A 22,340-nucleotide genomic window follows, 5' to 3' on the forward strand; every position below is an offset into this window, starting at 1 on the left:
ATGTTGTGATAGGTCGCAGTGAGGCTGAGGAACTAAGCGACTATATTATGCTTGATTCAAGAAGATATGACAATAATGTGAGAGGTGATTGATATGCAGTTTATGAAAATGAGCTATAAAGGCTTTGAATTTAATATAAATCCAAAGAATTTTAAAATCTCTATGAGCAAGAGCACAGCTAAATATAATACTGTTTATGACGGGCAAATCTGTACTGAAAAAGGCAAAGGATGCGCTGTTGTTTCCGGAAAGGGATATTTTGTCGGTGCCGATGCAGCAGGCAAGGCTTTTGAACTGGTACGTGTTTTTAACAAAAAGGGCAGCGATTATTTGTTTTTGCCAAACAGCGTGCCGATAAAAATGCATTTTACCTCTCTTGATATATCGTATTCGAGCGGAAACGACAGGGTGGAGTATTCTTTTGAATTTACGCAGGAATGCAATACAAAGAGTGAGGAACACACGGTCGGTTATACTTATGCGCTTGAAAACGAAAATCTTTTTGACATTGCAAGCAGAACGGGAGTTCAAATTGAATCGATTGTAAAGTGCAATGATATAGGCGATATTTTTGCCGTCAAGGAGGGCGAAAAAATATGGCTGATTTGATATTTGCACTTTACGATTTGAACGATTGCGAAATTGAACTCGGGTGTTTAAAATCGTATGAACTTTGCAAAGATATCGACGCACCGTGCGACAGCTTGAGAATAACTTTTGTCAATGAATCACCGATTCCGGAAGCGTATAAGGCGAAGGCATTTTGTGACGGCAAGTGCGTGTTCAACGGGTATGTGGACACTCAGCGTGAAACATTGCAAAAAAATCATATTGTGTGCTTTTTGTATTGCCGTTCGAGTGCGTGCATTTTGACCGACAGTGAGGCAAAGCCGTTTGCGTATACATCTCCGAGTGCGATGGCTTTGTTTGAAATAAACGCAGGTGATGAGTTTAAGTATAATCTTGGCAGTATTTACAGCGATATTAATTATCAGGTTTGCAAGGGAACATCTCTTTACGGTGCTATAAATGGCTTTGTGTACTCCGTTACAGGTGAAAATATTAGGGTTACTCCCGACAATGAAATTGTCCTTTTGCATACTGAAAACCGTGTGAAACTTGATGAAAAAAAGCTTATTTCTGCAAAGCGAATTATTAACAGAGGCAATGCTTTGTCGCAGATTGATTACAAAATCAGTAATTCGACAGATTATATTTATCACAGGGTCAGTAAATTTATGAATGACAAAAGAATAACCGCTCGCAAAATTCGCAACATTTCAACCGTGCCCGATTGGCAGAGAGAAACTGCGATGAAATCGGTTTTTTTGTCTGCAAATGCAGATTATTGCGGATGGGAACTGACGGTGCAGGGCTATGCCAAAATTGATTTATGTGACGAAATAAATGCGGACATTGAGGGCTTTGATGTTTTTGACAAAGTGGTTGCAAGCAGCGTTGCGCATATTTTTGACTCATCGGGTGAACGCACGGTGATTAAGGCAAATTATATGATTGATTTGGAGGAAATGAGCTATGTGGATGAGTAAAAAAATTGTGGCAACTTCAGAAAATGAGGTCGCCGAAAAAGGCAAGGTTACGCTGTCTGACAATCAATTTGAAGCCGGTGCTACCGTTACAAAACGAAATATTGACAGCTATGCGCCTTATGGATATCAGAGCGTTCCGCCGATTAACGAAGATATTATTATGCTTGAATCAAATGACGGCGCAGTTGTGCTTGGCACATTAAATAAAAACTGCGATATCGAAAGCGGAGAAGTGAAAGTTTCGTCGCTCGGAGGCGCGTATATTATTCTCAAAAATGATGGCAACATTGTTCTCAACGGTTTGGTGATTGACAGCAGAGGAGTGATACAAAATGAATGATACCGATGTTATTGGCGAACTTTTGAAAAATGCCGTAAGGTGTTTTACGGTTAGGAGAGGCAGATTTTATCCCGACAAAAACTTTGGCTCAAAAATAAGTCTTGCGCAGACAAATGCAGAAATTTTGGCTTTTGCAAGACAAAGCGTTGCCGAGGTTGACGGCGTGTTTGTAAAATCTGCCTCAAAAAATAATTACGGAGTCACCTTTGAAGTGACGGTTAACGGAGAAGAAAGGACGGTGACGGCGAATTTTGATTAGTTATAACGAAATACTTGAAAATATGAAAACAACTTATTTTGAACAGTCGGGTGAGGTTCTTGATATGAACAGCGAAACGGGTTTGCGATTTAAGGCTATAGCAACCGAGTTGTTCAATTTGTATGTTGCAGGTGAATATTTGTTGAAACAATCTGCTTGGATGACGGCAACGGGAGAATATCTTGACCGAATTGCCACCGAATGTTCTGTTGAGCGAAAAAAAGCAAGCAGAGCGGTGGGTGAAATTACGTTTTTAATTGACGAGGTCAGGGACAGCGACACGATTATTCCGATAGGTGTTATCTGTTCAAAAAAAGGATATAAGTATATTCAGTACAAAACCGTTGAGCAGGGAATTATCAGTGCGGGTGAAAGAGCGGTATCGGTTAAGGCGGAGGCTTTGTTTTGCGGAGAGGAATATAATGCTTCGTATGGCGAAGTGTCTGTTATGGTAAATCCACCGAGCGGAATTGCGTTGGTTGAAAATCGAGTCAGTTTTATAGGCGGTTGCGATGATGAGGACGACGAGGCGTTGCGTTTGAGGATTAAGGAAGCTCTAAAGTATCCGGCAAACGGAGTGAATGTTGAGTTTTTGAAAGGCAGAATTATGATCTTTGACGAGGTGATTGGCTGTGACATCATAAGAGAGAACGGCAAGCTTGTTTGTGCTTTGAAAACCAGAGATAAGACGATTTCCACCGATTTGGAAAGCAGGGTCAGAAATGTGCTGTCGCTTTTCACGCTGCTTAATTTTGATTTTGAAGTGAGGAATGTTGATGAAAACGGTGCTTGACCGATTGAGAACTTTGTATTCAACGGCAAAAATTGACACGGCGGACGCTTTGGTTTCGGCTGAAATTGTAGCGGTTGCAAGGCAGATTGAAAAGCTGTCGGAGTTTTTGCACAAGATGACGGGTGCAACGGCGGTGAATGTTTTTGATGTTCCCGACAGCGAAAATATTGCAAAGGCTTTTGACGGTATTGAATACAGATTTGACGGCAGAAAAATTTATATTTCAAAATATAATATTGATACGGTCGGTAAAATTTTTAACGGTTGGTTTGGACTTGCGTTTGATTTTTTTCTTGACGGCAATGGTAAATCGTGGAATTTTATCGACAAAGAGGGGCTTGCTTGGAATGATATTGAAAGGCGAGACCTCAGATGGACAATGACAGAAAGCAGGTGAATTTATGGGCAGTACAAACAAAACGGACGACCTTGAATTGAATCAATGGATTGGCTCTGATGTGCCAAAAATGGAGGATTTTAACAGGGACAACAAGATTATTGACAAAACGTTGGGCGAGCATATTTGGAATATTTCAAAGCACGTTACTGCGGAACAGAAAAAGGCGTGGAGTAATCCGATTGGGTTTGCATCATATCTTGGAAGCGGCAGCGACAACAGGAGGATAAAGCTTAATATGGGCTTTGAACCGACTGTGTGTCTTGTGTTTTCGATAGATAACACGGTGAACTTGTCGGACTTCGGAAACAATGTGAACTATAATTATTTTGGTATTGCATCGCTTAACGGCTGTTCTTACGGTTTAAAACTTGACGGAGACGCTCTTGAGGTGAAAAACGGAGTTATAACGGCAAGCTTTGAAATGACCAATTTTAATCAGGTCAACAAAAGTTATCTTGTTATAGGCTTTAGATAATACAAAACGGATAAGGATGAAAGAGTTTATAAACTCTTTCGTCCTTATATTTATGTTGCATAAAAAACATTTTAATGGTAAAATATATGTGGCTATTTTGAATATTACGGAGGTAATTTGTATGAAAGAAGAAAACAGGAAATATGCCCGAGAAGCAATGAGTATTGTTGAACACGCGGCTCACAAAATCGGTTCTCGCTTGCCGGGCACTGACGGCGAAATCAAACTTCACGAATATATGGGCGAAAAACTCCGCGAAATCGGAATTGAACCTAAAACAGAAGAATTTGCCGTTTCTCCTCGTTCGTCAATCGGAGGCTTGTCTTATGCAGGTTGGTCGGGTGTGATTTTAAGCATTGGTGCGATTATTGCAAATGCGTGTCATTTTGACGGCTTGTGGCACCCTCTTGCTTGCCTTGGAATTATAACAATCGTTTGGCTTGTTATGAGTTGCTTTTTCTACAAAACATGGTTTGATATGTTCTTCCCACAGGAAATCAGCCGTAACACTCTCGGTGTTTTAGAACCTGAGGACGGCAAGTACGACTACACAATTATTCTTTCCGGTCACACGGACACATCTTGGTGCTGGCGTCACAGCGAGCACGCATATAAGTATAAGGATACAAAGCCGGTTATGGGACTTATTGCTACATATGGTAAGGTTGGCTTTGGTGCAATTTGTTTCTTTTTCATCGCACTTTTCTCACTCTTTATGTCGATTGCGAATATTTGTGATTTTGCAGGTGCAGATTGGACGGCAAGAATGTTTGCTTCGGCAGGGTTTGAAAAGTTTATGTTTGCAATGAACTTTATTCCTGTTGTGACGGCTATTGGATCTTTCTTTGTTGTTATGTGGGGTGACCCTAATCCGAGAAATGCATCACGTGGCGCTATGGACAATGCAACAGGTATCGGTCTTAGCTATGCTGTAATCAAGTATTTCAAGGAACATCCCGAAAAAATGCCTAAGAATTGCCGTATTGTTGATGCAAATATCGGCTCGGAAGAAGCAGGTCTTCGCGGTTCAATGCACTTTGCACAGGAACATCGCTTTGATGATATGACAAAGAACGCTTGGAATATCAATATCGACTCCGTTGCCGATGAGGATTATTTTGAAGTTGTTGTCAAGGACGATTGGCAGGGTGTCAGATTTGATACGGATATGGAAAAGATGTTCAAGGACACCTTTAACGAGATGGGTATTCAGTCAAAAACAAACGGCTGTATTCACAATCCGGTTGGTGGTTGCGACTCAACTCCTATGACAAGAGCGGGTATCAAGTCGGTTACATTCGCCGCTCAAAATCCAATGCTTACATATTATTATCACACTTGGAGAGATATGCCTGAGCGCTTCTCCGAGGACACAGTCGGTCAGGGCTTTGATGTTGTTCTTTCTGTTATCGACAAAATCGCAAAGTTCCAAGAAACAAACGGCTACAACGGCCCACAAAAGAAAGCATAATAATCAATCAAAAATAAAAACGCCACGGCGGTAGGATTATCTACTGTCGTGGTGTTTTGTTATTGTAGCTTTATCAACCTTGCACCGTGAGGTTCAACCTCTAATGCAAGTGAATTTTTCGCTGTGCCGACTGTTTGATTTTGCCAAATATCGTACACGGTGTACTCCGTGTTTGGCATAAGAATTTGGGTGAGGTCGGCATTTATTTTTTTAGGTTTTGTGTCGGTGTTAAAAACGGCAAGATATTTGCAATTTTTGCCTTGCGCCGACCAAATTATATAGCCCTTGTTGTTTTTCTCTTTTCTCTCAACGCACTGGGAATTTGTCGCCTCTCTGTGCATTTGCATATAGTCGCTGTTGGTGAGGAGCGAAAGAGTGAATTCGTCATTTTCTGGCATGTTTCCGCCGATGAAAAGCGGACTGCCGAAAATTCCCCAAAGCGACATCAGCGTGTAGTGCTCGGGCTTTGTGAAGTTTGACATTCTGTTTTGCTTGCCGTGGTATGAACAAAGCTTTGAAATTCTGCCGATAGGGAGCATATCGCAATCGGGATAGTTGCCTGTTTTGCGTACCCCTTGCCATTCTTCGCATTTGTCGAACATAACATAGAGATGTTCCCACAAATCCCAAAAATCACCTGTCATTCGCCACATATTTGCGTTTTTGCAAAGGTGGTCTGCTTTGTTGCGGAGTGCCGGTCCGGGAGAAAGTGAGAGCACAATTTCTCTGCCGCAGTTGTCAATAGCTTTGCGGAGCATTTCAATTTCGTAATCGGCAGAATATGGGTTGTCCCACTTTCTGAATTCCGTAACCGCAATGTCATCGCATTTGATGAAATCAACGCCCCATTTGGCATACATATTGATGATTGAATTGTAGTAATCCTGTGCACCCTCGCAGTTTTTCAAGCCGTACATATCGGTGTTCCACGAGCACACGGAAAAGTGGTGCGCAACATCTCTCGCCGTGTATTTACTACCGAAGATAGGCAGGTTTTGGTGAACCGCCTGTCTTGGAATACCACGCATAATATGGATGCCGAATTTCAGTCCGAGTGAGTGAATGTAGTCTGCCAACGGCTTGAAACCTTTGCCGTCACTCGCACTCGGAAATCTGTTTTCGGCAGGCATAAGTCTGCCGTATTCATCGGTGACAAGTTCTGCAAAATTGTGATAGTCGTTGCTGTTTGCGGTCGGTTCATACCATTGAATGTCGCAAACAATATATTCCCATCCGAATTGCTTGAGGTTCTTTGCCATATAGTCGGCATTTGCACGCAACTGTTCTTCGTTGACCCCTGCGCCGAAGCAGTCCCAGCTGTTCCAGCCGCACGGAGCAGTCTTTGCCCATTGTTTAAAATTGCTCATATTCACCTTTGTAATTAACTAATTTTAATTCGTTGAGGTTGATTGGTGTTATGTTTAAATCTGCAAGGAATTTCGTTGCTTTTTGCAGGTTTTCCTTGTCGGAATAAACATTCGGTTTGTGTGCGTCAAGTCCGATTACAACCTTGTTGCCGACTTCTGCAATGAGTTTCCACACATCGGGATTCGGATAATTGCGATGCGATGTGAATCCTAAAAAATTGAATTCAAGCGGAATGTCAAGCTCTTTCAGCGTGGTGACGAAGTTTCTCATTTTTTTGAGATAAACCTCTTTGTCGCCCGTAAAATTGATGAGGTCGGGATGTGCAATGTAGGTAAAACAACCCGTTTTTGCACCGAGGGTAACCTGCGAAATGTATTTGTCCAAAACGGCAACGGATTCGGTTTCGTGACCCGAATAATGTGCAAACGCTTCAAATTCGTTGTCGGTGTAGTGTTGACCGAGAATCAAATAATCATATTCAAAGCCCTTAAGGTATTCGATTTCTTTGTCCCAAAGAGCAGGGAAGTATTCAAGCTCAAAGCCGAGTTTGATGTCTATGACGCTTTTGTATTTCTCTTTCAGCGCCTTTATCGAGTCGGCATAATCCTGCGCTTTGTCAAGCTGAATTCTGTATCCGCTGTGGTGACCTTTTGGGAACAAATACGGTGCGTGGTCTGAAAATCCCATAACCTCGTAGCCGTTTTTGATTGCCTCAAGCACATATTCCTCGTCCTTGCCCGTTGCGTGACCGCAACGGTAGGTGTGGTTGTGAAAATTATACATTATCTTACGCTTTCAATAAATCTCAAGAAGCCTGCCTTGCCCTCCTCGTCGCGGGAATAAACACCGCATTGACCGAGAATTGAGGTGAATACAATGCCGATTTCTTTTTTGAGAATATCATCAATGTTGTCCTCGTTGATGTCGTATTTTTGCATAATCATCTCTGCCCACTCTTTGTGGGAAGCGATGGTTTCGTTTGCGGAAATGTCCTCGCCGTTCACCATTGCCTTGCCGAGAACAGCCATTTCGTTTTTAAGTCTTGACGGCAAAACAGCAAGACCCATAACTTCGATAAGACCGATGTTCTCTTTTTTGATGTGGTGGTATTCAGGATGCGGATGGTAGTATCCGAGAGGACAATCTTCTGTTGTAATGTTGTTGCGGAGAACAAGGTCAAGTTCAAATTGACCGTTTCTCATTCTCGCAATAGGAGTGATTGTGTTGTGAGGTGTGCCCTCAGTTTCTGCATAGATGAATGAATCTTTGTCGGTGTAGCCTCTCCAAGCTGTGAGTACCTTGTCTGCAAGTTCAACAAGTCTTGCCTTGTCTGTGCCCTTGATTCTGATAACGCTCATCGGCCACTTAACGATACCTGCCTGAATATCCTCAAAACCGCTGAATGTAACCTCTGTTTCAATCGGAGCTTTTGCCATTGCAAATTCGTAGTTACCGCCCTGGAAGTGCTCGTGTGTGAGGATTGAACCGCCAACGATTGGGAGGTCGGCATTTGAACCTACAAAGTAGTGAGGGAATTTTTCAACAAAATCAAGAAGCTTTGTAAATGCAGGCTTGTCGATTTTCATCGGTGTGTGCTCTGCATTGAAAACGATGCAATGCTCGTTGTAATATACATACGGTGAGTATTGCATAAAGAAGTTTTCACCGCCGAGGGTCATAGGGATGATACGGTGGTTCTGTCTTGCAGGGTGGTTGATTCTGCCCATATATCCTTCGTTTTCCTTGCAAAGCAAGCACTTTGGATATGAAGTAGCCTTCATTTTGAGTGCAGCCGCAATAGCCTTTGGGTCTTTTTCAGGTTTTGAAAGATTGATGGTAATATCAATGTCGCCGTATTCTGTTTTTGTAATCCACTTGAGGTCGTTTTTGATTCTGTATCTGCGTATGTAGTCGCTGTCCTGACAAAGTTTGTAGTAGTAATCTGTTGCGGATTTCTTGTCTTTGATGTACAAAAATTGGAATTTGGAAATAACTTCGCTCGGTCTCGGAGTGAGAAGTCCCATAATTTTTGTGTCGAACAAGTCACGGTAAACAACGCTGTCCTCGCAAAGTCCGTTTTCAACCGCATAGTCAAGAATTGAAGCCAAAATGTCCTCAAGCTCTGCGTTTTCTGCCTCGCAGTCCTCAAACGAATCCATATTGAGTGCTTGGCAAACTGTGTTGATTGCCCAGATTTCGTCCCATTTTTCAATCATTTCGTTGTCGATTGCATATTTAACCAATGATTTAACCGCTGTGTTTATATTCATAATACGACCTCTTTCATAATTTTTCGCTATTATTATATAGGTTATCAATTGCTATTGCAATACAAATTATTACTAAAATTATATAATTTTTTATTAATTTTTATGTAAAATACTTTACCCTTTTGAAATTTCGTGATATTCTTATCATATAATTCAGTATAGTAAACAAAGGAATGATATATATGAAAATTTGTGTTTTTGGTGCGGCAAGCAAAACCATTGACGAAAAATACATAACACCTGTTGAGGATATGGGCGAATATTTGGCTCGTCACGGTCACAGCCTTGTGTTCGGTGCAGGCAGTACGGGAGAAATGGGCGCAGCTTCAAGAGGCTTCAAAAAAGGCGGTGGAATTATCCACGGTGTTGTGCCGAGATTTTTCAAGGAAAATCTTGATGAATTCGTAAATTGGGATTGCGATGAAATGACTCTTACAGAAACAATGCGTGAGCGCAAGGGAATTATGGAAGATTTGGCAGATGCTTTCATCATCACTCCCGGCGGTGCAGGCACATTTGAGGAATTCTTTGAAGTACTCACCTTGAAGCAACTCGGCAGACACAGAAAACCGATTGCGATTTATAACATCGACGGATATTATGACCATATGATTGACGCAATTAATTATTCTATCAAAACGGATTTCATCAAGTCTAATTGCTCACAGCTTTTCAAGGTGTTTGACGAAACACAGTTTGACGAAATGATTGATTATATCGAAAATGACGATATGGGTAATTTGACGGTTAAAGATTTAAAATAATACAGAGCAAGGAGGAATGTTCTATGAAAAAATATGCAATTTGTATCGGCAGGGAGTTTTGCTCCGGCGGTAGAGAAATCGGCAAGATGCTTGCAAAAAGACTCGGCATAGCCTATTATGACGAGATTGAACTGCGTGACAGGTCAAGGGATTTGGGTATAGAGGACGGAATTTTTGAAATGTTCGATGAACAGCCGACCCGTTCGTTCCTCTTTTCCGTTGTAATGGATCCTTATTCAATCGACAGCGCCGTAAATTCGGGCAGAGTACTTGAAGCTCAACGCAAGGTTATTGAATCCGCAACAGATGAAGGTCCGTGCGTTATCGTTGGCAGAAGAGCAGACAAAATCCTTGACGGCAAAGAGGATGTTGAGGTTGTTTCGGTGTTCATCGGTGCAGATATGGAGGACAGAATCGAACGCTTTATGCAGAGCGATGAAGAGGATAAGCCTCGCAATGTCCGCCGTTATATTGAACAAAAGGACAGAGAACGCTCATCGTATTATAATTTCCTCGGTGACGGAAAATGGGGAAGAGCGGCAAACTACACAATGTGCTTCTCAACCTCAAAAATGGATAAGGAAAAGATTTGTGACATAATCTGCAATTATGTAAAGGAGCTCTGATGGAAAATAATTACAAAATCTCGATTAAAAAGAGGCTGATTATAGCCTTGTGCGTAATGGCGATTATTGTTCTGTTTGTGCCGAGAGTTGCTGTTTTAAAAGACGGTGGCAGTAAAGAATTTACTGCACTTACATATCGCATAACAAAGGTGCATTCGCTGAACCCTGTTGAATCGGAAAAAGAATTTGCCACGGGCACAATTATTGAAATTTTCGGCAGAGAAGTTTACAACAATGTAAGTTAATAATATTATTTAACACATTTACCGCAGTGCAAAACTGCGGTATTTTTATGTTTAAAAACCGATTGAAATTTGCTCGAATTGTAAAGATTTTTTATGACAAATGTAAGAATTTAAAAAAGTTGAAAAAAGTTATTGACATATGTCGATAAAGTGGTATAATGCCATTGAAGCAAAAACGGCATAGTCGTTACGGAGGTGTTTTTATGGCTAGACCAAAGAAGCCAAGACGCATTTGTGCCTACCCTAAAACAATGGGGTTTAGACCCTTCGGTGATTATGCTGATGTAGTTGATTTATCGCTCGATGAATACGAGGTTATGCGATTGATGGACACGCTTGGCTACTCGCAGGAGGAATGTGCAAAGCAGATGGATGTTGCTCGCTCAACTATTGCTGCAATTTATGAATCGGCAAGACTGAAAACTGCCGATGCAATTATTAACGGAAAGTCACTTGTCATTCACGGCGGAGATGTGGAGCTGTGCAAAAGCTACTCTTTATGTTGCCACAGATGCGGTCAAAAGGCCTGTATAGATTGTGAGCACGGCACAAATCCGCAGTGCAGAAGCAATGCGACTCGATGATACAAACAAGTAATTTACGGAGGAAAACAAAACATGGAAGCATGGAGAAATTTCAACACCGGCGTATGGTGTGACCAAATCGATGTATCGAACTTCATCAAAATGAACTACACCCCTTATGATGGCGACAGCTCATTCTTGCAGGGTCCGACAGAGAGAACAGAAAGAACAATGAAGAGAGTCAATGAGCTCCTTATCGAAGAAAACGAAAAGGGCGGCGTACTTGACGTTGATACAGAAAGAGTACTTTCAATTCTTTCTCACGAAGCAGGCTATGTTGTTGACAAAGACACAGACATTATCGTTGGCTTGCAGACAGACGCACCTCTCAGAAGAGGCGTTTCACCTTTCGCAGGTTTGAGAAACACAGTTCAGGCTTGTAACGCTTACGGCTATGAACTTTCAGAAAAAATCAAGGACGAGTTCACATACAGAACAACTCACAACACAGGCGTATTCCGTGCATACACAGACACAATGAAGGCTGCTCGTCACGCAGGTATCCTTACAGGTCTTCCTGATGCTTACGCTCGTGGCAGAATCATCGGTGACTATCGCCGTATCGCTCTTTACGGTATGGATTACCTTATCGAGCAGAAGAAACTTGACAAGAAAAAGATGGGCGAGAAAGAAGTTCTTGACGAGGATACAATCCACAATCTTGAGGACCTTTCAAAGCAACTCGACTTTATGAACCAGCTCAAGGGCTTGGCTCTTCGTTACGGCTATGACATTTCAAAGCCGGCTACAACAGCAAAGGAAGCTATCCAGTGGCTCTACTTCGGTTACCTTGGTGCAATCAAGGAGCAAAACGGTGCAGCTAACTCAATCGGCAGAATTGCTGAATTTATGGATATTTATATTCAGAGAGATATTGATGAGGGCGTTCTTGACGAAGTTCACGCTCAGGAACTTATTGACGACCTTGTTGTAAAACTCAGATTAGTTCGTCACCTTCGTACACCTGAATACAACGACCTCTTTGCAGGCGACCCTGTATGGGTAACAATGGCTTTGGCAGGCGTTACAGGTGAGGGTAAGCACATGGTTTCAAAGACTTCATTCCGTGTACTTCAAACTCTTTACAACCTTGGTTCATCAGCAGAACCAAACATCACAGTATTGTGGTCAGACAGACTTCCTGAAGGCTTCAAGAAGTTCTGTGCTCAGGTTTCTATCGATACAGACTCAATCCAGTACGAAAACGACGATGTTATGAGAAGAATGTATGGCGATGACTATTCAATCGCTTGCTGCGTATCTGCTATGAAGACAGGTAAGCAAATGCAGTTCTTCGGTGCAAGATGTAACCTTGCAAAGGTTCTTCTTATGGCTCTTAACGGCGGTAAGGACGAAATCGAAGGTCACCAAATCGCACCTGTAGGCGATATCTTTGAAGAAAAAGAACTTTCTTATGACGAAGTTTATGCCGCTTACAAGAAGTATCTTTCTTGGATGGCTCGTTTGTATGTAAATACAATGAACATCATCCACTATATGCACGACAAGTATGCTTATGAAAGACTTATGATGTCACTTCACGACACAGATGTTGAAAGACTTATGGCTTTCGGTGTTTCAGGTTTCTCAGTTGCTATTGACTCACTTTCAGCTATTAAGTATGCAAAGGTTACTCCTGTAAAGGATGACCGTGGCATTATCACCGACTTTAAGGTAGAGGGCAAGTTCCCTAAGTACGGTAACGATGATGACAGAGCCGACCTTATCGGTAAGGACCTTATCGAATACTTCTATCACGAACTTTGCAAGACTCCTTGCTATCGTGGTGCAAGACACACATTGTCAATCCTTACAATTACATCAAATGTTATGTACGGCAGAAAGACAGGCTCAACTCCTGACGGCAGAAAAGCAGGCGAACCGTTTGCTCCGGGTGCAAACCCAATGCACGGCAGAGATTGCGAAGGTGCTTTGGCTTCTCTTAACTCTGTTGCAAAGCTCAACTATGCTTGCTGTCAAGACGGTATTTCAAACACATTCTCAATCACTCCTGACGCACTCGGTACTGATGAAGAGGACAGAATTGAGCACCTTACAACTATGCTTGACGGTTACTTCGAGCAGGATGCTCACCACCTCAATGTAAATGTTTTGAACCGTGAAAAGCTTATTGCTGCTATGGAAGATCCAACTCTTTACCCATCACTTACAATTCGTGTATCGGGTTATGCAGTAAACTTCAACAAGCTTACAAGAGATAAGCAAGAAGAGGTTATCGCTCGTACATTCCATCAGTCAATGTAAAATCTTGATAAATGGCTTAAAACGTGCCAAATGAAAATTATGCTTCTGTCTTTTTTGTGTAAAGAAGACAGAAGTGCATTTTGTCAGCAGATTATAAAAACGCCTTGAACATCGAGTTCGAGGCGTTTTTGGCACTTTTTGTTTTTTGCTCAGTCGAGGTATTTATATACATCTTCCTTCGCAAAAAAACAAAATTTAAGCTCATTTCTCAAGATTTGTAATAATCTTCTTTTTTATATTGCAGGGACTTTATTTTAAATCTGAATTGTGCTATTATATATGCAACATAAAAATTGCGGAGAATGTTATGGAATTACAAAAGGGCAGACCTGCCGACATCACGGGCAGAGAAGAAAAAGAAATCAGAGTTTACGACCTCTTGGACGAACTCGGAATAGAATATTATCGCACCGACCACGAAGAAGCAAACACCATGGAAAAGTGCAACGAAATTGACAAGGTTTTGGGCACAATCATTTGCAAAAATCTGTTTTTGTGCAACCGTCAAAAGACTGATTTTTATATGCTTATGATGCCGGGCGACAAGGTGTTCAAGACAAAAGACATCACAAAACAACTCGGTTGTTCACGACTTTCGTTTGCCGCTCCCGAATTTATGGAGGAGTTTTTGGATATCAAACCCGGTGCGGTTTCGATTATGGGACTTATGAACGATAAAAACAACCGTGTTCAACTTGTCATCGACCGCCCTGTTGTGGAAAGCGAAACTCTCGGTTGTCACCCTTGCGTGTGCACTTCGTCACTCAAAATGCAAACCAAAGATGTGCTTGAAAAGTTTTTGCCTGCGGTTCGGCACGAGCCGATAATTGTTGATATGCCTGATTACAAGGAGGAAAATAATGGCTAATATTCATTCATTTGAGTCGCTTGCCGCTGTTGACGGTGAGGGATTGAGATTTGATATATTTTTTACGGGTTGCCCGCTGAGGTGTGCTTATTGTCACAATCCCGACACTTGGCACAAGGGCGAAATTGATATGGAAGCCGATGAGGTTTTCAGAAAGGTCAGACGCTACAAGCCTTATTTCAAAAACGGCGGCGGTGTAACTTTTTCGGGCGGAGAGCCGCTCCTTAACGCAAAATTTATTAATGAAATTTATCCTATGCTCAAAAGTGAACAAATCGGCTATTGCCTCGACACTTCGGGTTCTGTTGAACTCACCGACGAGGTTAAAACCGCAGTTGAAAATGCTGATATGATTATCCTCGACATTAAATTTTACGAGCCTGAAGCATATAAAAAATGGACAAAGGGTAATTTTGAATTGCCGGAGGCAATCGGCAGATACGCTTCCGAAAAAGGCAAGAGATTGTGGCTTCGCACCGTTGTTGTGCCTGGCATAAATGATACCGAGGCAGATATGGATGCGTATGCGGAATATACAAAGCAGTTCAAGTTTGAAAAATACGAACTCCTTGCGTTCCACACAATGGGCTTTTTCAAGTATGAAGAAAGCGGAATCGAAAATCCGTTGAAAGATTACAAGGCACTCGATAAGGGCAGACTGATTGAATTGCAAAATTATTTGAACGAAAAAATTAAAGAATCAAAATAAGATTATGGCTCAAAAAATCAGAAAGCCTAACAGATTGCCGGATTATGATTATTCTCAAAACGGAGCATATTTTGTAACGATATGTATAAAAGACAGAGAACCTATATTGTCAAGAATATCCGTAGGGGCGAACTGTGTTCGCCTAACAGATTTCGGCAAGGTTGTTGACGATGAAATAAAGAAAATGAATACGGTTTATGAATGTGTGTTTGTTGATAATTATGTTATTATGCCTAATCATATTCATTTGCTTATTCGTATAGAAAATGACGGTAGGCGACCGCAGGTCGCCCCTACGGTCAGTCGTATAATCAAGCAGTTCAAAGGCTCGGTGACCAAGCAAATAGGAATGTCTGTTTGGCAAAAAGGATTTTATGACCATGTGGTTCGTGATGGATACGACTATCAAATAAGATGGCAATATATTGATGACAATCCGCCTAAGTGGGCAGAGGATGAATTGTACATAAAGTGAAAAGCACTGCGAAATAAAAATCGCAGTGCTTTATTTATTTTACCCTATAAATATTGCCCTCAAACGGTTTCAAAATATCGGTTTTGTTTTCGTTTGTGGAAAGAATTAAATTAAAATTGTAAATGCCTGTCGGTCTTGGTTGCGGAGTTTTGCCGAGGTTGAGTTCGATGTAATATTTTTCTCCCTCGTACTCTCTAAAATAGCAGTAAACAGGTGCTTTGTTTGTTGTTGCAGGGGTAAAATCACCGTAAACAAGTGCCTTTGTGTCCTTGCGGAGTTTGATTGCTCTTTTGAAGAAGCTGAGCACGCTGTCGTCACGGTTCGCTTCGTCCTCTGCATTGTAAACTCTGTAATCGTTGTTGATTTTGAGCCACGGCTTGCCTGTTGTGAAACCTGCGTTTTTGCTGTCACTCCATTGGAACGGAGTTCTTGCATTATCTCTTGAACCGATTGAAGCGAGCTTGAAATATTTTTCTCTGTTCTTGCCTTTTCTGATTGCGTCTTTGTAGAAATTGATTGACTGCACATCGTTCATTTCTTCGATTGAGTCAAATTCCACATTTGCCATTGCGAGTTCTTGACCTTGATAAATGTACGGTGTTCCACGCAAAGTCATTTCTATAAGCGCACAAACTTTGGCGATTTCGTCACGGTATGCACCCGATCTGTCGGTTCTTGAAACAACTCTCGGATTGTCGTGATTTTCAAAGAAAACGGTCGGCCAGCAGTGATTTGTGTAGTCTGTTTGGAATGTTTCAAAGTTTTCCATAACCTTGTACATATCCTGCTCGTAAGGGTCGTATGCAGTGTGACCTTGGTTAATTAAGAAGTCAAAGTTGAATACGGTGTCGAGTTCGCCTCTGAAATCTGCGGTGAGCATTTTGTCCATCTCGATTCCCGCACCGCCACATTCACCGACGGTGTAAACATCGTAGTTGCCGAATGTCTTTTCTCTCATCTCGTGCAAGAATTCGTGCAAGCGTGGACCGTAGAAATAGTATTCCGCACCTTTGTATCCTGTGAGCATACCCATAAATGCGTTTGCTTCCGGCAGTCCCTCGGTCTTGCTGATGAAGTTGATTACATCCATTCTGAAACCGTTAACGCCTTTGTCAAGCCACCACAACATCATTTCGTACACGCTTTGGCGAACTTTCTCGTTTTCCCAGTTCAAGTCCATTTGCTTTTTGGTGAAAAGGTGAAGCGCCCATTGGTTGAGATTTTCGTAGTAGTTCCACGCAGAACCCTTGAAAAGAGAAATCCAGTTGTTCGGCGGAGTGATGCCTGCGTCGGTTGCGTCACGCCATATGTAGTAATCGTGGAATGGATTGTCCTTGCTCTTGAGTGCTTCCTTGAACCATTTGTGTTCATCGGAAGTGTGGTTCACAACAAGGTCAATGACGAGTTTCATATCTCTTGCGTGAATTTCCTCAAGTAGTTTGTCAAAGTCCTCCATTGTGCCGAACTCTGCCATAATTTTTTGATAGTCACGGATGTCGTAGCCGTTGTCGTCGTTCGGGCTGTCATAAAACGGACTGCACCAAATTGTGTTAACGCCCAATTCCTGAAGATAGTCGAGCTTTTGACGAATTCCGTTTAAGTCGCCGATTCCGTCACCGTTGCTGTCGTAAAATGAACGAGGGTAGATTTGATAAATGATTGCTTCTTTCCACCATTTTTCCGTCATCTCACCTCGGTCGGTGATAACCTCGTCTTTTTCGAGATTGAGCATATCGCAAACCATTTGCACGGTCTTTTTGTCAAGAAGTCCGGCTGTTGCGGTTGTGAGCGTTTTAAATTTCAGCTTGCCCATAATTCCCGAATCGATTAAATCTGTCGGCAAACGCAAAACAAGAAAAAGTTTTTCTATAACATCTTTTGCCATAGGGTTAACCATGGCTTCTTTTAATGTTGTGTTCGGCGTGATTTTAATCATGCCCACACCTCCCCTTTAATATATAAATTTTATACATCTTTATAGTAACATACCTAAAACGGGATTTCAAGGAAAATACAAATTAGCACTTTGCACCTCAAAATGCTAACAAAATGTGAATTTTAGAAATTTTTTCAAAAAAAGTGTTGACAAATACTGTTTCGGGATATAATATAATAAATGTAGTTAGCACTCAGGCACAAAGAGTGCTAAACAAAAAGGAGGCGAGGATATGATTGGCAACAGACGGTCGGATATATTGAATTTGATTATTAATCATTATATTCAAACAGGCGAGCCGATGGGTTCAAAAACACTTTGCCAGTTGCTTCCTTATGCTGTTTCCTCCGCTACAATAAGAAATGAGATGGCGGCTCTCGGCGAGCTTGGATTTTTGCAACAGCGACACACATCGGGCGGCAGAATTCCGACAAACGCTTCTTATAGATATTATGTAGATAATTTGCTTGTGCCAAAACCGCTCACACCGTTTGAAAAACAAAAGATAAATCAGGTGTTGAGTGTCAACGCATCCGACCCCGAAAGATTGCTTGCCGACGCGGCAAAACTTTTGTCGGAGGCAACGGGTTGCACTTCGTTTTTCTCAACGGTTAAGGATGAATATGATTGTGTGCAGGGTGCCGATTTGATTCCCGCAGGTGAAAAAAAGGCAATGCTTGTTATGCTCACGGTCGGAGGCAAAATTAAGTCCTCGGTCATTCAAATGCCGTGCAGGATAGATGACAATTTCAGACGACTGTTTTATGTGCTGGCAAGAGAATTTTTTATCGGTGTTCCGGTAAACGAAATCAATATGTCGCTCATTCAGTCAACAGCGCCTGTGCTTCGTGACAGATTGTTTGATATGCTTCCTGTGTTGTCGTCGTTTTGCTCACTTTGCAAAGAAGCGAGCGATGGCACACTTCAAATCTACGGTCAAAACAATTTGCTCAAGCAAGAGGAATTCGGCGAATCGGTGTTCGGACTTCTTACATTCCTTGCAGAAAAGACAAAGCTTGAAGATATGCTCACGCAGATTGCAAAGAGCAAAATGCAAAGCGCACTTTTCCTCGGAGAAGAAAATCCGATATACGAGCTTAAAAACACAGCCACGGCGGTTGCAAAGTTTGAATATTATGACGACCAGCTTGCAACTCTCGGCATTATAGGCTCATTGAGAATTGATTATAGCTCTATTCTTCCGAGAATAGATTATATAGTAAAAACCTGTTCTGATTTGTTAAAGGAGGGTGGAGTAATATATGAGTAAGAAAGAAACCAAAGCAAAAGAAAATAAAGAACAAAACACTTCTGCCGAAACAGAAGAAAAGGCAGTTGATACCGAGGTTGAGGAAACAAAAGAGCCAACCGTTGAAGATCAGCTTGCGGATATGAAAAAACAGCTTGCTTATACGGCTGCTGAATATGCAAATTTCAGAGTGAGATCGGCAAAGGAAAAGGAGCAAACCTATTCCAATGCAAAAGGCAATGTAGTTGCCGAGATTTTGCCTGTTATTGATAACCTCGAAAGAGCACTTAACCAAGACGGTGAAGATTTTGAGGCACTCAAAAAGGGTGTTGAAATGACGCTTGAAGGCTTGATGTCAACTCTTTCAAAAATCGGCGTTGAAGCCTATGGCGAAAGCGGTGAGAGTTTTGACCCTAACTTCCATAATGCAGTGATGCATATTGAAGATGACGGACTTGAAGAAAATGTAATCACCGATGTTTTCCAAAAAGGATACAAAATCGGCGACCGAGTTATCAGACCGGCTATGGTAAAGACAGCCAACTGATAACAAATCAAATTAGTAATTATTCAGAAAAGGAGATATTTTATTATGGGAAAGATTATTGGTATTGATTTAGGTACAACAAACAGCTGTGTTGCAGTAATCGAAGGCGGCGAAGCAGTTGTAATTCCAAACGCAGAGGGCGCAAGAACAACTCCTTCTGTTGTAGCATTCACAAAGGACGGCGAAAGAATGGTAGGCGCTGTTGCAAAGCGTCAGGCTATCACAAATCCGGACAAAACAATTTCATCAATCAAAAGACATATGGGTAGTGACTACAAGGTAGACGTTGACGGCAAGGACTACACTCCACAGGAAATTTCTTCAATCATTCTTCAAAAACTCAAGGGTGATGCAGAGGCTTATCTCGGTCAAAAAGTAACAGAGGCTGTTATCACGGTTCCTGCTTACTTCACAGACTCACAGCGTCAGGCAACAAAGGACGCAGGCAAGATTGCAGGTCTTGAAGTAAAGAGAATTATCAACGAGCCTACAGCTGCCGCTTTGGCATTCGGTATTGATAAGGAAGACGATCAAAAGGTTATGGTTTACGACCTCGGCGGCGGTACATTCGATGTATCTATCATCGAAATGGGCGACGGTGTTCAGGAAGTTCTTGCAACAGCAGGTAACAACCACCTTGGCGGTGATGACTTCGATAAGAGAATTATGGATTGGCTTATTGCCGACTTCAAGGCACAAAACGGCATTGACCTTTCAGCAGATAAGATGGCTATGCAGCGTGTTAAGGAAGCAGCAGAAAAGGCAAAGATTGACCTTTCCGGTATGACTCAGGCTCAAATCTCACTTCCGTTCATTACAGCAGACGCAACAGGTCCAAAGCACCTTGAAGCAACTCTTACAAGAGCAAAGTTCAATGAAATGACAGCAGACCTTGTTGAAGCAACAATGGGTCCTGTTCGTCAGGCAATGAAGGATTCGGGTCTTTCAATGAACGACCTCGACAAGATTCTCCTTGTCGGCGGTTCAACTCGTATTCCTGCAGTTCAGGAAGCAATCAAGAACTTCTCAGGCAAAGAACCGTTCAAGGGCATTAACCCTGATGAATGTGTTGCTATGGGTGCCGCAATTCAGGGCGGTGTTCTCAACAACGATGTTGACGGCTTGGTACTTCTTGATGTTACACCTCTTTCACTCGGTATCGAAACAATGGGCGGTGTAAACACAGTTATCATCGAGCGTAACACAACAATTCCTACAAAGAAATCACAGATTTTCTCAACAGCCGCAGATAACCAAACTTCAGTAGAAGTTCATGTTCTTCAGGGCGAAAGAGAATTTGCAAAGGATAACAAGACTCTCGGTATGTTCCACCTTGACGGTATTATGCCGGCTCGCCGTGGTGTTCCGCAGATTGAAGTTACATTCGATATTGATGAAAACGGTATCGTTCATGTAAGCGCAAAGGATCTCGGCACAGGCAAGGAGCAGAATATCTCAATCACAGCTTCTTCAAATATGTCTAAGGACGATATTGACAAGGCTGTAAGAGAAGCAGAGCAATTTGCAGAAGAAGATAAGAAGAAGAGAGAAGCTGTTGATATCCGCAACAACGCAGACCAAATGGTATATCAAACAGAAAAGATGCTTTCGGAAGATGCAGACAAGTTCTCTGCAGATGACAAGAGCGCTCTTGAAGCAAAACTCAACGACCTCAAGGAAGCATTGAAAGGCGACGACACAGACGCTATCAAGGCAAAGCAAGAAGATCTCACAAACAAGTTCTATGAGGTTTCTCAAAAGGTATATGAAGCAGCACAGGCAGCACAAAATGCACAGGCAGGTGCTCAACAGCAGGCAGACCCTAATGCAGGACAGCAGGGCGGCAACGCAGGCTATACAGATGCTGATTATACAGAGGTTGACGACAACTAATAAAAATCAATAAGCAGAACGGGGTGGCTTCGGTCACCCATTCTGTGATATAATAGGAGGGCAATCAATTTATGCCTGAACAAAAAAGAGATTACTATGAGGTGCTCGGTGTACAAAAGGGCGCAACAAATGACGAAATCAAAAAAGCGTTTCGTCAGGCTGCAAAAAAATATCATCCCGATTTGAACAAGGACGACCCATCGGCAGCTGAAAAATTCAAGGAATGTAACGAGGCTTACTCTGTTTTGTCCGATGCAGATAAAAGAGCAAAGTACGACCAATTCGGCTTTGCCGGTGTTGACCCTAATTATGCGGCAAGCCAAGGCGGATACGGTGGCGGAGCAGGTGGCTTCGGCTTCGACGGTGATATAGACCTCGGCGATATTTTCAGCAGCTTCTTCGGAGGCGGCGGAGGCTTCGGCGGATTTGGCGGAGGCAGAAATCCAAATGCTCCGCAACGAGGCAGAGATATTCAAACAACCGTTACCATTTCTTTTGAGGAAGCCGCAAAAGGTTGCAAGAAAACCGTTGAAGTGTCAAAGGTTGAGGATTGCTCAAAGTGTCACGGCACAGGCTGTGCAGAGGGCACAAGTCCAAAAACCTGTACACAGTGCGGCGGCAGCGGTCATATTACCGTTCAGCAAGGCTCGGGATTTTTCCAAGTCAGCTCAACAAGACCTTGTCCAACCTGTAACGGTACGGGTAAAATTATCGACAAGCCTTGCACCAAGTGTGCGGGCAGAGGTAAGGTTCGCAGAAAGACAAAGGTTGACATCAACATTCCTGCCGGCATTGACAACAATCAGGTTGTTACTGCAAGAGGTTTGGGCGATGTCGGCATAAACGGCGGACCTGCGGGCGACCTTAGAGTCGGCGTTATCGTTGAGGATCACAAGGACTTTATCCGTGACGGCTACGATATTCATTACGAAAAGCATATCAGCATTGTCGAGGCTTGCCTCGGCGTTAAGGTTCGTATTCCAACCCTTGACGGCGATGTTGAATATTCCGTTCCGTCGGGAACACAGCCAAACGAAGTGTTCAGACTCAAGGGCAAAGGTATTCAGCGACTTAACAGCGTTGCAAAGGGCGACCTTTATGTTCATATCGTTGTTGATATTCCAAAGTCACTCACCGAGGAACAAAAGAAGTTACTTAAAGAATTTGACAAGTCCTATGTTGCCAATAAGGGCAAAGAAGGATTTTTTGACAAATTCAAAAAGAAATAATATTTTAAAATTAAAAGACAGAAC

24 protein-coding genes are annotated in these 22,340 nt (G+C 42.3%); 20 read left to right on the top strand and 4 right to left on the bottom strand.

What is annotated here, in order from left to right; translation table 11 throughout:
• Positions 1-93: 93 nt before the first annotated feature.
• The 8 genes from Q0E03_RS07230 to Q0E03_RS07265 all read left to right on the top strand — a co-directional run bounded on the left by Q0E03_RS07230 (position 94) and on the right by Q0E03_RS07265 (position 5,288).
• Complete coding sequence (locus Q0E03_RS07230) at positions 94-609, top strand: hypothetical protein (protein WP_297131032.1); 516 nt, start codon at positions 94-96, stop codon at positions 607-609.
• A complete protein-coding gene (locus Q0E03_RS07235) occupies positions 597-1,550 on the top strand; it encodes a hypothetical protein (RefSeq protein ID WP_297131035.1) in 954 nt (317 codons plus the stop codon). Before Q0E03_RS07230 ends, Q0E03_RS07235 begins: the two co-directional genes overlap by 13 nt.
• Positions 1,543-1,890 carry a hypothetical protein gene (locus Q0E03_RS07240; RefSeq protein ID WP_297131038.1) on the top strand — a complete coding sequence of 116 codons (348 nt, stop codon included), beginning with the start codon at positions 1,543-1,545 and terminating at the stop codon, positions 1,888-1,890. The genes Q0E03_RS07235 and Q0E03_RS07240 overlap by 8 nt, the downstream gene beginning before the upstream one ends.
• Entirely contained in the window at positions 1,883-2,149 is a 267-nt protein-coding gene (locus Q0E03_RS07245; RefSeq protein WP_297131041.1) for a hypothetical protein, read from the top strand. The genes Q0E03_RS07240 and Q0E03_RS07245 overlap by 8 nt, the downstream gene beginning before the upstream one ends.
• Before the next feature lie 22 nt (positions 2,150-2,171).
• Positions 2,172-2,942 (top strand): baseplate J/gp47 family protein, encoded by a 771-nt coding sequence (locus tag Q0E03_RS07250; RefSeq protein WP_297131044.1) that lies wholly within the window; start codon positions 2,172-2,174, stop codon positions 2,940-2,942.
• Positions 2,926-3,339, top strand: coding sequence for a hypothetical protein (locus tag Q0E03_RS07255; RefSeq protein ID WP_297131047.1), 414 nt, complete (start codon positions 2,926-2,928; stop codon positions 3,337-3,339). Before Q0E03_RS07250 ends, Q0E03_RS07255 begins: the two co-directional genes overlap by 17 nt.
• A 4-nt stretch (positions 3,340-3,343) precedes the next feature.
• Positions 3,344-3,817, top strand: coding sequence for a hypothetical protein (locus Q0E03_RS07260; protein WP_297131050.1), 474 nt, complete (start codon positions 3,344-3,346; stop codon positions 3,815-3,817).
• A 121-nt stretch (positions 3,818-3,938) separates the two neighbouring features.
• Positions 3,939-5,288, top strand: coding sequence for a M28 family metallopeptidase (locus tag Q0E03_RS07265; protein ID WP_297131052.1), 1,350 nt, complete (start codon positions 3,939-3,941; stop codon positions 5,286-5,288).
• Positions 5,289-5,347: 59 nt separating this feature from the next.
• Here the strand turns inward: Q0E03_RS07265 and Q0E03_RS07270 are convergent, their stop codons facing one another.
• From Q0E03_RS07270 to galT, 3 genes are read right to left on the bottom strand one after another with little or no spacing between them, the layout of a single operon-like run.
• Positions 5,348-6,655: a glycoside hydrolase family 27 protein gene (locus tag Q0E03_RS07270; RefSeq protein ID WP_297131054.1), complete on the bottom strand. Its 1,308-nt coding sequence runs from the start codon at positions 6,653-6,655 to the stop codon at positions 5,348-5,350.
• Entirely contained in the window at positions 6,642-7,439 is a 798-nt protein-coding gene (locus Q0E03_RS07275) for a histidinol-phosphatase (protein ID WP_297131056.1), read from the bottom strand. The genes Q0E03_RS07270 and Q0E03_RS07275 overlap by 14 nt, the downstream gene beginning before the upstream one ends.
• On the bottom strand, positions 7,439-8,926 hold the full coding sequence (gene galT, locus Q0E03_RS07280) for a UDP-glucose--hexose-1-phosphate uridylyltransferase (RefSeq protein ID WP_297131059.1): 1,488 nt from the start codon (positions 8,924-8,926) through the stop codon (positions 7,439-7,441). Before galT ends, Q0E03_RS07275 begins: the two co-directional genes overlap by 1 nt.
• Positions 8,927-9,108: 182 nt before the next feature.
• Here galT and Q0E03_RS07285 point away from each other — a divergent pair, with 182 nt between their 5' ends.
• From Q0E03_RS07285 to Q0E03_RS07320, 8 genes are all read left to right on the top strand, one after another.
• Complete coding sequence (locus Q0E03_RS07285; protein ID WP_297131062.1) at positions 9,109-9,690, top strand: TIGR00730 family Rossman fold protein; 582 nt, start codon at positions 9,109-9,111, stop codon at positions 9,688-9,690.
• Positions 9,691-9,713: 23 nt separating this feature from the next.
• Positions 9,714-10,316: an AAA family ATPase gene (locus tag Q0E03_RS07290; RefSeq protein ID WP_297131064.1), complete on the top strand. Its 603-nt coding sequence runs from the start codon at positions 9,714-9,716 to the stop codon at positions 10,314-10,316.
• Complete coding sequence (locus tag Q0E03_RS07295; protein ID WP_297131067.1) at positions 10,316-10,561, top strand: hypothetical protein; 246 nt, start codon at positions 10,316-10,318, stop codon at positions 10,559-10,561. The genes Q0E03_RS07290 and Q0E03_RS07295 overlap by 1 nt, the downstream gene beginning before the upstream one ends.
• Positions 10,562-10,764: 203 nt before the next feature.
• Entirely contained in the window at positions 10,765-11,145 is a 381-nt protein-coding gene (locus tag Q0E03_RS07300; RefSeq protein WP_294836328.1) for a DUF134 domain-containing protein, read from the top strand.
• 33 nt (positions 11,146-11,178) lie between these two features.
• Positions 11,179-13,410, top strand: a complete 2,232-nt coding sequence (gene pflB, locus Q0E03_RS07305) for a formate C-acetyltransferase (RefSeq protein WP_297131069.1) — start codon at positions 11,179-11,181, stop codon at positions 13,408-13,410.
• Between the two features lie 307 nt (positions 13,411-13,717).
• Positions 13,718-14,278: a prolyl-tRNA synthetase associated domain-containing protein gene (locus Q0E03_RS07310; protein ID WP_297131071.1), complete on the top strand. Its 561-nt coding sequence runs from the start codon at positions 13,718-13,720 to the stop codon at positions 14,276-14,278.
• Positions 14,271-14,987, top strand: coding sequence for a radical SAM protein (locus Q0E03_RS07315; protein ID WP_297131074.1), 717 nt, complete (start codon positions 14,271-14,273; stop codon positions 14,985-14,987). Before Q0E03_RS07310 ends, Q0E03_RS07315 begins: the two co-directional genes overlap by 8 nt.
• A gap of 4 nt (positions 14,988-14,991) precedes the next feature.
• Complete coding sequence (locus Q0E03_RS07320; protein WP_297131078.1) at positions 14,992-15,462, top strand: transposase; 471 nt, start codon at positions 14,992-14,994, stop codon at positions 15,460-15,462.
• Positions 15,463-15,496: 34 nt separating this feature from the next.
• Here the strand turns inward: Q0E03_RS07320 and Q0E03_RS07325 are convergent, their stop codons facing one another.
• Entirely contained in the window at positions 15,497-17,398 is a 1,902-nt protein-coding gene (locus Q0E03_RS07325) for an alpha-glucosidase (protein ID WP_297131081.1), read from the bottom strand.
• A 232-nt stretch (positions 17,399-17,630) separates the two neighbouring features.
• Between Q0E03_RS07325 and hrcA the strand changes: the two genes are divergently transcribed.
• The 4 genes from hrcA (at position 17,631) to dnaJ (ending at position 22,316) form a co-directional block, all read left to right on the top strand.
• A complete protein-coding gene (gene hrcA, locus Q0E03_RS07330; RefSeq protein WP_297131084.1) occupies positions 17,631-18,668 on the top strand; it encodes a heat-inducible transcriptional repressor HrcA in 1,038 nt (345 codons plus the stop codon).
• Positions 18,661-19,194 (top strand): nucleotide exchange factor GrpE, encoded by a 534-nt coding sequence (gene grpE / locus Q0E03_RS07335; protein ID WP_297131087.1) that lies wholly within the window; start codon positions 18,661-18,663, stop codon positions 19,192-19,194. Before hrcA ends, grpE begins: the two co-directional genes overlap by 8 nt.
• A gap of 45 nt (positions 19,195-19,239) precedes the next feature.
• Positions 19,240-21,087, top strand: coding sequence for a molecular chaperone DnaK (dnaK, locus tag Q0E03_RS07340; protein ID WP_297131089.1), 1,848 nt, complete (start codon positions 19,240-19,242; stop codon positions 21,085-21,087).
• Between the two features lie 71 nt (positions 21,088-21,158).
• Complete coding sequence (gene dnaJ, locus Q0E03_RS07345) at positions 21,159-22,316, top strand: molecular chaperone DnaJ (RefSeq protein ID WP_294836310.1); 1,158 nt, start codon at positions 21,159-21,161, stop codon at positions 22,314-22,316.
• The last annotated feature ends 24 nt before the right edge of the window (positions 22,317-22,340 follow it).

This window comes from uncultured Eubacterium sp. (genome assembly GCF_934525195.1).
GTDB lineage: Bacteria > Bacillota > Clostridia > Oscillospirales > Acutalibacteraceae > Eubacterium_R.